The sequence below is a fragment of the Gemella sp. GH3 genome (assembly GCF_013415425.1).
GTDB lineage: Bacteria > Bacillota > Bacilli > Staphylococcales > Gemellaceae > Gemelliphila.
In genome coordinates, this window is the sequence record NZ_JACBYC010000108.1 from 1 (window position 1) to 12470 (window position 12470).

12 protein-coding genes and 1 other annotated feature are annotated in these 12470 nt (G+C 25.2%); all 12 genes read left to right on the top strand.

What is annotated here, in order from left to right:
* Positions 1-1003: hypothetical protein (locus HZY83_RS04030; RefSeq protein WP_218925332.1), on the top strand; the 1003-nt coding region annotated here is incomplete at its 5' end.
* Positions 990-2444 carry a flippase gene (locus HZY83_RS04035; RefSeq protein WP_179942790.1) on the top strand — a complete coding sequence of 485 codons (1455 nt, stop codon included), beginning with the start codon at positions 990-992 and terminating at the stop codon, positions 2442-2444. The genes HZY83_RS04030 and HZY83_RS04035, both read left to right, overlap by 14 nt.
* A gap of 15 nt (positions 2445-2459) precedes the next feature.
* A complete protein-coding gene (gene glf / locus HZY83_RS04040; RefSeq protein WP_179942791.1) occupies positions 2460-3554 on the top strand; it encodes a UDP-galactopyranose mutase in 1095 nt (364 codons plus the stop codon).
* 48 nt (positions 3555-3602) lie between these two features.
* Positions 3603-4439 carry a LicD family protein gene (locus tag HZY83_RS04045; RefSeq protein ID WP_179942792.1) on the top strand — a complete coding sequence of 279 codons (837 nt, stop codon included), beginning with the start codon at positions 3603-3605 and terminating at the stop codon, positions 4437-4439.
* A gap of 1 nt (position 4440) precedes the next feature.
* Positions 4441-5406, top strand: a complete 966-nt coding sequence (locus HZY83_RS04050) for a glycosyltransferase family 2 protein (RefSeq protein ID WP_179942793.1) — start codon at positions 4441-4443, stop codon at positions 5404-5406.
* 28 nt (positions 5407-5434) lie between these two features.
* Positions 5435-6562: a glycosyltransferase gene (locus HZY83_RS04055; protein WP_179942794.1), complete on the top strand. Its 1128-nt coding sequence runs from the start codon at positions 5435-5437 to the stop codon at positions 6560-6562.
* A 1-nt stretch (position 6563) separates the two neighbouring features.
* On the top strand, positions 6564-7610 hold the full coding sequence (locus tag HZY83_RS04060) for a glycosyltransferase (protein WP_179942795.1): 1047 nt from the start codon (positions 6564-6566) through the stop codon (positions 7608-7610).
* A gap of 121 nt (positions 7611-7731) precedes the next feature.
* On the top strand, positions 7732-8469 hold the full coding sequence (locus HZY83_RS04065) for a zinc metallopeptidase (protein WP_218925336.1): 738 nt from the start codon (positions 7732-7734) through the stop codon (positions 8467-8469).
* Between the two features lie 326 nt (positions 8470-8795).
* Positions 8796-9290, top strand: coding sequence for a DUF4303 domain-containing protein (locus HZY83_RS04070; protein ID WP_179942796.1), 495 nt, complete (start codon positions 8796-8798; stop codon positions 9288-9290).
* A gap of 522 nt (positions 9291-9812) precedes the next feature.
* Positions 9813-10012 (top strand) — a binding site (T-box leader).
* A 161-nt stretch (positions 10013-10173) separates the two neighbouring features.
* Entirely contained in the window at positions 10174-10980 is an 807-nt protein-coding gene (locus tag HZY83_RS04075; RefSeq protein ID WP_179942797.1) for a transporter substrate-binding domain-containing protein, read from the top strand.
* A gap of 12 nt (positions 10981-10992) precedes the next feature.
* Positions 10993-11634, top strand: a complete 642-nt coding sequence (locus HZY83_RS04080) for an amino acid ABC transporter permease (protein WP_179942798.1) — start codon at positions 10993-10995, stop codon at positions 11632-11634.
* 11 nt (positions 11635-11645) lie between these two features.
* Positions 11646-12374, top strand: a complete 729-nt coding sequence (locus HZY83_RS04085) for an amino acid ABC transporter ATP-binding protein (protein ID WP_179942799.1) — start codon at positions 11646-11648, stop codon at positions 12372-12374.
* Positions 12375-12470: the final 96 nt, after the last annotated feature.

Here is a 12470-nt window from a genome sequence, read left to right on the forward strand (position 1 = left end):
GAATTATATACATAGCATTAAAGTCAAAATTTTAATTTTGTTAGGTTTATTATTAAGTATATTTTTATTAAGTATGTATTTTAGTAAATCATATATTATTTTTAATATCTTTGTTCTTTTTATTTTGGCATACAAGGTGGAATTAAAGAAAATTGTTCAGTATTTTTGGGTTATAAAATTACCACTAGTTCTATTATTTTTATTCTTTAGTATTGTAGGTATTATAGAAAATTATGCTTTTATTGATGTTAATAGGGGAATAAGATATTCTTTTGGTGCTATTTATGCAACTGACTTTGCTTCATCTATATTTTATATTTATATGGCTTACTTATATATAAAAAACAATATTAAATTATACGATGTATTTTTCGGAATATTGTTAGCTGTATTTTTAGATATATACACAGATGCAAGACTTAGTGTATTTTTAATTTATATGGCTTCTATATTATTTTACTTAGTGGATAAAAAGTATGTAAAGATATTGAAAAAATTTATTAGCAGAACATATATGAAGTTTATTTTTATAATAATGTTTTTAATTAGTTTTATTACAAGTTATTTATATAATGCTAGTAATATAAATTGGTACAATTTTAACAAAATGCTTTCTAATAGATTGTATTTAGGAAATAGATCTTTATCAAATTATGATATAACTTTATTTGGGCAAAAAATTGAAATGCAAGGTAATGGGTGGACTTTGAAGGAATGGGATAGTTCTTTAGGATATAATTTTATAGATTCATCTTATTTGCAGTGGCTTTTAATATATGGCATTATCTTTGCGACAACGATGTTGATATTATTTACATTATCTTATTTTAGAGCTATAAGTATAAATGATTATAAATTGGTATTATGTCTAATGTTAATAGCAATATCAGGATTTGTTGAACAACATATTTTAAATATTGTTAATAATCCTTTTATTTTTGCGATAGTTCCTATAATTTTTATGGATCGAAAAGAGGTAGAGTTTAATTATGAAAAATCTTAAAGTAAATTTCTTTATGAATATTTTATTAACTTTATCATCTATAATATTTCCTTTAATAACTTTTCCATACATATCTAGGATATTATTAGCAGATGGAGTTGGGAAAGTATCTTTTGCTACGTCAATAGTTACTTATTTTGCTATTTTTGCTCAACTAGGTATACCTACATACGGTATACGAGCTTGCGCAAAGGTAAGAGATAATAAACAATTATTGACTAAGACAGTACACGAATTAGTAATAATAAATTTAATAATGTCTGTTTTATCATATTTTGTATTTCTATATTTTTATTTTAATATTGATAGAATTAATAACGAAGGATTATTATTTTTAATAATTAGTTCAACAATATTCTTTAATCTTATAGGAATGGAATGGTTATACAAATCTTTAGAACAGTATACTTATATAACGATAAGATCCGTAATTTTTAAATTTATAGCTATTTTATTAATGTTGATATTTGTTAAGGATATTGATGATTATATTATATATGGAGCAATAACAATATTTGCTAGTTCAGCATCTAATATTTTAAATTTTATAAATGTTAGAAAGTATATTGATTTTAAATTTAATGTTCGAGAATACGATTTAAAAAAACATATAAAACCAGTTTTAATTTTCTTTGCTCTTAGTTGTGCAACAACGGTTTATACTAATTTAGATAATGTTATATTAGGATTTTTAACTGATAATGCAACAGTAGGATATTATAATACTGCGGTAAAAATTAAGTCCTTATTGCTTAGCATTGTAACGTCTTTAGGTGTTGTGTTGCTTCCTAGATTATCGTATTATGTTGAGAAAAAAAGAGAAGATGATTTTATTCACTTGACGAAAAAATCGTTCAATTTTATTTTATTAACATCTTTGGCACTAACGATTTATTTTATAATTTATGCTAAAGAGGGAATTTACTTGTTAGCAGGAGAAAATTTTATCCCTTCAATTTTAGCTATGAAAATTATAATGCCTACTGTAATATTTATTGGTTTAACAAATTTATTTGGAATACAAATATTAGTACCACTAGGAAAAGAGAGAGTAGTATTATTTTCGGTTATTGTAGGAGCTGTAATTAATCTAATATTGAATTTTATTTTGATACCAATTTATGCTCATATAGGAGCTGCTATATCTAATTTAATTGCAGAGTTATTTGTATTGTTAGTGCAAAGTTATTATTTAAAAGATATTTTGAAGAAAATATTGCCGAATATTAAATTTTTCATAATAGTAATATCAGCCATATTTGCTGCTTTTATATCTTTTATAATTAAACTATATAGTTTTTCTGCATTTTTATCGCTAATGTTATCGTCAATTCTATTCTTTATAACTTATATTTTAATGCTAAAAGTATTTAAAGAAGATTTATATATTGAGATAGAATCGCAATTAATGATGATTTTAAAAAAGAAAATTAAAAAATAGAATGGAGTTTATTTAATGTATGATTATTTGATAGTAGGAAGTGGACTTTATGGAGCAGTGTTTGCCCATGAAGCTATGAAAAAGGGAAAGAAAGTTCTTGTTGTAGAAAAAAGAGATCACATTGGTGGAAATATTTATACTGAACAAATAGAAGGAATAAATATTCATAAATACGGGGCACATATTTTTCACACAAGCAATGAAGAAGTTTGGAAATATGTTAATCAATTTACAGAATTTAATAATTATATAAATGCACCTATAGCTAATTATAAAGGTGAAATTTATAATTTACCTTTTAATATGAATACTTTTTCTAAAATGTGGGGAATTGTTACTCCAGAAGAAGCAAAAAATATTATAGAAAAACAAAAAAAAGAAATTAAAGATGAGCCTAAAAACTTAGAAGAACAAGCTATTTCATTAGTAGGGCGAGATATTTATGAAAAATTAATCAAAGGGTATACAGAGAAACAATGGGAAAGAGATTGTACAGAAATACCAGCGTTTATTATAAAAAGATTACCGGTAAGATTTACTTATGATAATAATTATTTTAATGATAGATATCAGGGAATTCCTGTTAACGGATATACTGCTATAATTGAGAAAATGTTAATGGGAGCGGATATAAAGATTAATACGGATTATTTAGTATATAAAGAAGAATTAGATAAACTAGCTAAAAAAGTTATATATACAGGTCCAATAGATGCTTACTTTAATTATTCGCTAGGAGAATTAGCATATAGAAGTATTTCTTTTGAAAATGAATTATTAGATATAGAAAATTATCAAGGCAATGCTGTTGTAAATTATACAGAAAGAGAAGTACCTTATACTAGAATAATTGAACATAAACATTTTGAATTTGGAACACAACCTAAAACAGTGATTAGTAAAGAATATAGCAAAGAATGGAAATTAGGAGATGAGCCTTATTATCCAATTAATGATTCTATAAATAATGAATTATATAATAGATACCGTAAATTAGCAGAAAAAGAAACAAATGTTTTATTTGGTGGAAGATTAGGCGAATATAAATATTATGATATGGATAAAGTAATAGAAGCGGCATTAAAGGCATGTGAAAAGGAATTGTCTTAAAATTTTTATAATTTATATTGTCAATAAATATATTAAGAAGGTAAAAAAATGATAGATAAACTTAGAAAATATAGACAGAAAAAAATTCAAGAAAGAGTAAAAATAGATTTATTCTGGGAAAAAAAAGAAGAAATAAATAATATACACTATAGAATGCTAGAAGATTTTGATAATTTTTGTTTGGAAAATGATATAGAATATTGGCTAGAAGGTGGCTCTTTGATAGGAGCATATTTTCATGAAGGAATAATTCCATGGGATGATGATTTAGATTTAGCTATGACTAGATGCAACTGGAATAAATTGAAAAAATTAAATCCAAAATTTGAGAATATGATTTTACAAACGTACGGTAATGACAAAAATTTTAATAGTGTAAAATTTTATAAATTACGAGACAAACACAGTTATTTAAATGATGGACGTTATTGGTCATCTGAATCTAACGAACATCAGGGATTGTTTATAGATATATTTGTTTATGATGATACACCTTATGATTCTTATGAAAATACACCAAATATTCATAAGCAAAATGTAAAAAAACAACTTTACAGTAGAAATTTTTATGAATTATTTCATTTTTTACCTATTGATAATATGAGACAAAGAAGTTTAGAAAAATTAGAGTGTAGTGATGATAGTTACAAATTTATTCGTTTAGATTATAGAGGAATTACTAAAGAAAATAAACATTATTTTTTACAAAAAGATAAAGTATTCCCCCTAAAGAAAGTAAAATTTGGAGATAGATATTATCCTGCTCCAAACGATATAGAATATTACTTACATACCCAGTATGGAAAAATAGTAAAATATCCCCCTAAAGAAAAACAAGTGCCTACGCACTTAGTAGAATATAAAAAATTACCAAAGGAAAGATAATATGATAAGTGTTATTATACCATGTTATAATTGTGAACATTCAATAAGAAATTGTTACAATAGCATATTAAATCAAAGTTATAAAAATATTGAAATAATTTTTGTTAATGACGGATCTACTGATAATACATTATCAATTATTAAAGAGATAGAAAAAGAAAATAAAAAGAACCATATAAAAATTCAAATTATAAATCAAGATAATAAAGGTGTATCTAATGCTAGAAACTCAGGTCTTGAAATGGTAAATGGAAAGTATATTTCTTTTATTGATTCAGATGATTATGTTGATGCTAACTTTTTTAGTACATTAATAGAACAGTTCGATTATAATGAATTTGTAGATATGTCTGTTGTAGGTGTTTTGAAAAGTTCAGAAAAATTATTGAAAAAAGATGACAAGATAATTATTTTGAATAAAGAAGAATTTTTAGAAAATGTTTTTTTTAATAAACAGGTAAAAGGGTATACTTGGAATAAATTATTCAAGAATAGTTTGATAAAAGAAAATAATATAAAATTCAAAGAAGACATAACAATTATGGAAGATTTAGAGTTTTGTATTAATTATTTGCAATTTTGTAATTTATTTAGTATTTCAAATAAACAATTATATCATTATATAATTGAAGAGAGCAGTGCTATGAATTCAACATGGAATAAGAATAAGATGACTGTCATAAAAACTTTTGATTATATTAAAAATATTAATGGTATAAATAAACATCAAAGAAATCTTATACTTTTGGATGAAGTTAGAAGTTTTTTATGGTTGTTAGGACAACTTTATAGAACAGGATCTAAAGAAGATCTAAAGAAAAATGAAAAAATAATTTGGGAAAAATTAAAAGAAAATAAAATTAATTTTATATTAAAAGGATACAAATGTGGTTTTAAATACTACATACCATACTTATTATTTTTAATTCATCCTAAATTATTGGAAGTATCAATAAAATTAAAATAATTCTATACAATTATGTTGGGAGAAAATTATGTATAAAGTATTAATGCTTGGGATGTCTCCTGTATTAGCAGGGACTGAAACTTTTATTATGACGTATTATAGAAATTTAGATAAAGAAAAATTTCATATAGATTTCATTTCAAGATATAAAGAAAAATTAGTATTTGAAGATGAAATTTTGGAAAATAATTCTAAAATATTTTATATACCACCTAAATCGAAGAATTATCTTTCTTATAAAAAAATTATTGATAAATTTTTTAAAGATTACGGAAAAGAATATGATGCAATTTGGTATAATGTTATGGGACTAAGTAATATAGATATGTTAATATATGCTAAAAAATATGGAATTAAAACGCGTATAATACATAGTCATTCGTCAATGTGGTTAAGCAATAGCAAAATAAAATATTTATTACATAATATAAATAGATATTTGTTAAAAAATTATGCAACCCATTTTTTTGGTTGTTCAGAGCCAGCAATAAAATATCTTTATTCAGACAAAATTATTGATAATAGTATAGTTATAAAAAATGCAATTGAGATAGATAGATTTCAATTTTCTTTAGAAGATAGGTTAAAGATAAGAGAAAAATTAAACTGGCAAAATAATAAAATTATAGGTAATATAGGTAGATTTTCTAAACAGAAAAATCAAAAATTCTTATTAGAGTCATTTTATAAAGCATCAATAAAAGATGATAATTTAAGACTTATTATTATAGGAAGTTCTAAAGGTGGGGAATCTATAAAAGAAGAGTTGGTTGACTACATAGAAAAATATAATCTTCAAAATAAAGTAAAGTTAATAGATCCTCAATATAATATTTCATCGTGGTTAAGTGCATTTGATATATTTGTATTACCTTCTATATTTGAGGGTTTACCTTTATCTGCATTGGAAGCTCAAGCTAATGGTTTACCTGTTCTAGTTAGTGATAAAATTACAAAAGAATTGAAAATTGTAAATAATATAGATTATTTATCTATTGATTTAGAGGATTCTTCTGATATTTGGGCAAGGTCTTTTGTCGATAGTGACATAAAGAGAATTGATAATTCTGAAGTTGAACAATCTTTTAATGAAAAAGGATTTAATATAAAATTAGAAGTTAAAAAATTAGAAAATATATTATTAGGAAATAAATAAGATGAAAAAGTATCAGATTGTAGAGTATTATGGTGATTTAAAACATGCTGGCAGTAAAGCTACCAATGATGTTGTAAAAATTTTAGATGAACATAATTTTGAAAAGTTAAATATTTTCGTTAATGATAAAAAAAATGATTTAATATCAAAGATAAAAAGACAGGTTACTTTTTTTAAAAATTGGAAATCAATATATAACAATATAGAAAGAAATGGTATATTAGTTATCCAACACCCATTTAGAAAACGTCAGTTAGGTAGGTTGAAATATTTAACAAAATTAAAATCAAAAAAAAATGTAACGATAATATCTTTAATTCATGATGTAGAATTAATAAGAAATATGTTTACAGGGGATTTTTATCAAAAAGAATTTGAAGAAATGCTAACATATGCTGATAAATTTATTGTTCATAATGATAGTATGAAGAAATGGTTTATAGATAAAGGGATAAATAGCAATAAAATTGTAACTTTAAATATGTTTGATTACTTTAATGATAAACAAGTTGATGAAAGCATTTCATTTTCTAATAAAGTTATAATTGCAGGTAATTTAGGTAAGTTTAAAAGTCCTTATGTTTATAAATTACACGAAATAAAAAATGTAGATTTTGAATTATTAGGTATAGGATATGATATTCCTAATGGTAAGTATAGTAATATTAATTATTTAGGATCATTTCTACCAGAAGAAGTTCCTTTAAAAATGAATTATGGATTTGGTTTGGTTTGGGATGGAGATTCGTTAGAAACTTGTTCAGGGAATACCGGAAATTATTTGAGATACAATAATCCTCATAAATTATCATTATATATTTCTTCAGGAATACCAGTCATAGTTTGGTCAGAATCAGCAGTAGCAGATTTTGTGTTAGAAAATAAAATAGGTTTTGTAGTAGATTCTCTATTTGATTTAAATAGTATGTTATCTAAAATAAGTGAAGAAGAGTATTATAAATACGTTTCAAACGTGAAAATTATAATGAAAAATTTAAAAACAGGATATTACACTTCACAAGCATTAAAAAATGCTACAAGAATATAGATAATAATTAAGTTATAAAATTTATAAAGTTAATCATCAAAAAAAGTCAAATATATGGAAATATTTTCTTTGAGATGATATAATGTGGATAATATTCACAAAAAGGAGATTGTTATATATGATGATACCAGGATATTATGGAATATCGGGAAGTTATTTGCTATATTTTGCATTAATAATGATAATTCCATTGTGGGCACAGTGGAAGGTAAAAAGTGCTTACGGAAGATATAAAAAAGTAAAAACATTATCAGGATTAACAGGAAAAGAAGTAGCAGAAGCAATAATGCAAGCTAATGGAATAACTGATGTAAAGGTCGTAAGAGGAGAAGCTGAGCTTTCAGACCACTATAATCCTTCAACAAATACTGTAGTTTTATCACCGATAGTGTATTCGCAACCGACAGTAGCTTCTGTAGCTATTGCAGCTCATGAAGTTGGGCATGTTATTCAAGATAAGGTTGCAGATTATAAACCTATGCGTTGGCGACACGCTTTAGTACCACTAGCTAATTTAGGTGGTAACTTATCTATGATTTTTATTATGATAGGTTTAGGACTTACATATTTGATGAAGTCAGCAGGATCATATGGAATTACTATTGCTTGGGTAGGGGTAGGACTTATGTTATTTGCCGTTTTATTCCAAGTAGTAACATTACCAGTAGAATTTGATGCTTCAAAAAGAGCTTTAGAACAAGTTACAGATTTAGGTATAGTTAATGACCAAGAACGTAGACACTGCAAAAAGGTTCTATCTGCCGCAGCTATGACTTATGTAGCAGCAGCTTTGGTAGCTCTTATGGAATTAATGAGATTTATATTAATAATTATAAGTTCTAGTAACAATAGAAATTAAATTGAGTGTATAATATTCAGTGTAGATTAAAAAATCTATACTGAATATTTTTTATGAATATGCAGGACAAAGTCTAGTTATAAAAGATACCTTTAGTTGAAAATTGTTCATAATTACTGTATTTTATAGATTTTTAATGATTTAATTCTAGAAAGTTTACAATGATATTACAACAAATGAAAGAATTTATATAACGATTTATACCAATATCTATCTCTGTAAATAATTTATTTCAATATCAAAAAATAATGACTTCCCAGTTTCTTTATTATATAATATCTTTATAAAGATAATGACAAATTAGAGTTTGAAAGGAGAATTCTCAAATGGATATTGAATTATTTGAGGAATTTAGTGAAAAATGTTCTAAAGAACTGCCAAATGAAATTGACAAGATTCTTCAAAATGTAAAAGGAGAGAAAGCATGTGCTATTAGTTTTATAACTACTGATGATTTTTATGGATTCTATTTAGCATGGAATTGTAGCACAGATATAGATGAGTATTATGCTTGGGAAAATGGAAGTAGTCCAGATTTCTTATATCAGCCATTAGTTGATATTGTTGAGGCTGTCGAGGAATTGGATTTTTTTGAATCATCCGATGAAAAGTGGAATTTTGCTGAAAAACTGCTTTTTATACTAGAAAAAAATATTAAGGAAATTCCAGAGAAAATATTTAAAAAGAATGGTTTTAAAAGAGAGGATATCCTATTTTTTGCAACCATGGGTGATGGGGACTATATTAAAGAAATGCTTGAAGTGTCTGCAAAAATGTTCAATTCAAAAAAAACTCTTGAAGCATACGGCTTGATAAAATAATCCAAAATTACAGTTTGTAGTTGTACTTGTTTAAATCAAAATTTCGTAAACGTATGGAGTGATCTAGACATTTTGGTTGGAAAATAATATTTTTAATGGCTGGTTCGCTTCGAGTATTGAGCTAGTTTTCTAGCAAACATTAAGCTACCGTTATCTAACAAGAGTTTAAGAATAATAGACAATATAGATTACTAAGTGGAAAAAACTTTTGATAAAATGTTAACTAAAAGCACTTATTTAATGCATAAAAATTGAATAAGATATTTGATTTAAAATAAGAAATTAATTGTCTTTTTCTTTTAGTAGGAATATAGAAAATTATAAGTAAACGATAGTTGACTTTTTGATTTGATAAATGAAAAAACAATGAAAATTATAAAATAAGTATTTATCAACAATTTAAGAACTTATGAGAAGATACAGAAAAAGTTGATATTATTTTACTATCAAAATTTCCAAGCAAAAGTTTGAAAAAAGTATTGACAAAATATTGATTTAAGTATAGAATTATAAAAAATAAATATTAATACGTTGATGAAGAGTAGTATTCTATCTTTTATTTAAAGCGAGCTAATGTTGGTGTGAGATTAGTATTATAATTTAGGGGAACGTACTTCAGAGTAATTTATTGAAAAATAATTGGTATTTCTGCCTTAAAGAATTAGAGTGGGTATAATAATTTATATCAAGAAGAGTGGCAACGCGATAGATTCGTCTCTTTGTAAGCAATTAGCTTACAGAGAGGCTTTTTTATTTATATGTCGATTATTCTAGAATAATTTTTATACTAAGAAGAGTGGTACCGCGTCAACAACGTCTCTTTGCAATATTTTGCAAAGAGATTTTTTATTTTTATAATTTATTATTTACAAGGAGGAATAAAATGAAGAAAATTTTTACGTTTTTATTATCCATTTTTTTAATAACGATGGTAGTAGGTTGTAGTAAAGACAATACTAATAAGTTAGATAAAATTAAAAGTAAAGGAAAGATTACATTGGCTGTATCTCCAGATTATCCACCATATGAATTTTTTATTTCAGATAATGGTGAAGTAAAAGTAGTTGGTGCAGATATTTATTTAGCAGAAGAGATTGCTAAAAAATTAGATGTAGAGTTAGAAATAGTACAATTATCATTTGATTCTTTATTACCTGCATTAACTTCAGGAAGAGTTGATATGGTTATTTCTGGTATGAATCCATCAGAGGAGAGAAGAAAGGTTGTAGATTTTTCTAAAAATTATTATGTAGGAGGAAGTGCTTTTATAGTTAATAAAAGTAATGAAGATATAAAATCTTTAGATGATTTAAAAAATAAAAAAATTGCTGTGCAAAAAGGTTCTATTCAAGAAAAATATTTATTAGACGAACTAGGTTTAGATAGAAATAACATCCAATCTTTATCAGATGTACCTAATTTACTGCAAGATTTGAAAAATGGCAATGCAGATGCAGTTTTTTTAGCAGAAGATGTAAGTAAAATAGCTTTGAAGAAGGAAAATACTCTAACACTTAGTAATTTTATTTTAGAGAAAGATGCTGAATCAGACGGATTGGCTATTGCATTTAAGAAAGGAAATAATGATACTTTGTTACTAGAAGTTAATAAGGTAGTAGAAGAATTAGTTGAAAATAATAAATTTGAAGAACAATTGATAAAATATGGCGAGTTAGTCGCTAGATATTAGAGGAGGATTATTATGTTTAATTTTTTATCAGAATATTATAAGATGTATATAGATGCAACTATAACAACTTTAGAAGTTTCACTTTTAGCATTGCTAATAGGTATATTGCTTGGTGTATTAATATGTATAGCTAAAATAGGAACTATTAAATTGGTTAATTATATAGCGGTAGTTTATGTTGAAGTTATTAGAAATACTCCTATTCTTGTTCAAATAATGATAATATATTTTGCATTACCAGAGATAGGAATAGCACTTTCACCATTTGTATCTGCTGTTACAGCTTTGGCATTAAATTCAGCAGCGTATGTAAGTGAAATACTTAGAGCAGGAATAAATGCTATTGATAAAGGGCAGATGGAAGCAGGTCGTTCTCTGGGTCTTAGCTATTATCAAACTATGAAATTAATTATTATTCCACAAGGATTCAAAAATAGTTTACCTGCTTTAGGTAATGAGTTTATATCTTTAGTAAAAGAATCATCTATAGTGTACTTTGTAGGTGTTGGTGATATTATGTTTGCTGCAAATTCTATTAAAAATGCAACTTATGAAACTTTTGGACCATATTTGATAGCGGCGTTAATATATTTTGTAATAACATCAATATTATCTCAGCTAGTTAAGAAACTTGAGAGAAAATTTGAAAAATAAGGAGAAATAATATGTTAATAGAAGTAAAAAAGCTGACTAAAAAATTTAAAAATAATGAAGTATTAAAAGGAATAGATTTCAATATAAAAAGAGGTGAGAAAGTTGTTATATTAGGCTCTAGTGGTAGTGGAAAAAGTACAGCCTTAAGATGTTTGAATTTGTTAGAAAAACCTAATTCTGGTCAAATATTTTATAATAAGAAAAATATTTTAGATAAAGATTATGATGTTAATAGTCATAGAGAAAAAGTGGGTATGGTATTTCAAAATTTTAATTTGTTCAATAATATGACTGTTCTAGAAAATATAATGTTGGCGCCAAAGACACTACATAAAAATAAATCTTTAGAAGATATAAAAAATAATGCCTTATATTTACTAAAGAGAGTAGGCTTAGAAGATAAGCAAGATAGTTATCCAAATAGTCTTTCAGGTGGACAAAAACAACGTGTTGCAATAGCTAGAGCGTTAGCTAATGATCCAGAAGTGCTATTATTTGATGAACCAACTAGTGCATTAGATCCTGAGATGGTAAAAGAAGTTTTAGAAGTAATGAAAGAACTTTCTGAAGAAGGGCTAACAATGATAGTCGTTACTCATGAGATGAATTTTGCAAAAGAAGTAGCGGACAGAATATTATTTATGAGTGAAGGTGTTGTTTTAGAAGAAGGGACAGCTGATGAGATATTTAATAATCCTAAAGAAGACAGAACTAAAGAATTTTTCAGTAAAATTTTGTAAAAAAATAATGTATAGTTTAGAATACTATACATTATTTTTTCTTGAATTAATATATAGTAGAATTTTATTTTTATTTATAGTATAATATTACAAAGG

Excerpts from the sequence above, each read along its gene's own strand:
- HZY83_RS04045 (WP_179942792.1), top strand. The coding sequence starts at position 3,603 with ATGATAGATAAACTTAGAAAATATAGACAGAAAAAAATTCAAGAAAGA.
- HZY83_RS04075 (WP_179942797.1), top strand. The coding sequence starts at position 10,174 with ATGAAGAAAATTTTTACGTTTTTATTATCCATTTTTTTAATAACGATG.
- HZY83_RS04050 (WP_179942793.1), top strand. The coding sequence starts at position 4,441 with ATGATAAGTGTTATTATACCATGTTATAATTGTGAACATTCAATAAGA.
- HZY83_RS04035 (WP_179942790.1), top strand. The coding sequence starts at position 990 with ATGAAAAATCTTAAAGTAAATTTCTTTATGAATATTTTATTAACTTTA.
- HZY83_RS04055 (WP_179942794.1), top strand. The coding sequence starts at position 5,435 with ATGTATAAAGTATTAATGCTTGGGATGTCTCCTGTATTAGCAGGGACT.
- HZY83_RS04060 (WP_179942795.1), top strand. The coding sequence starts at position 6,564 with ATGAAAAAGTATCAGATTGTAGAGTATTATGGTGATTTAAAACATGCT.
- HZY83_RS04070 (WP_179942796.1), top strand. The coding sequence starts at position 8,796 with ATGGATATTGAATTATTTGAGGAATTTAGTGAAAAATGTTCTAAAGAA.
- HZY83_RS04085 (WP_179942799.1), top strand. The coding sequence starts at position 11,646 with ATGTTAATAGAAGTAAAAAAGCTGACTAAAAAATTTAAAAATAATGAA.
- glf (WP_179942791.1), top strand. The coding sequence starts at position 2,460 with ATGTATGATTATTTGATAGTAGGAAGTGGACTTTATGGAGCAGTGTTT.
- HZY83_RS04080 (WP_179942798.1), top strand. The coding sequence starts at position 10,993 with ATGTTTAATTTTTTATCAGAATATTATAAGATGTATATAGATGCAACT.
- HZY83_RS04065 (WP_218925336.1), top strand. The coding sequence starts at position 7,732 with ATGATACCAGGATATTATGGAATATCGGGAAGTTATTTGCTATATTTT.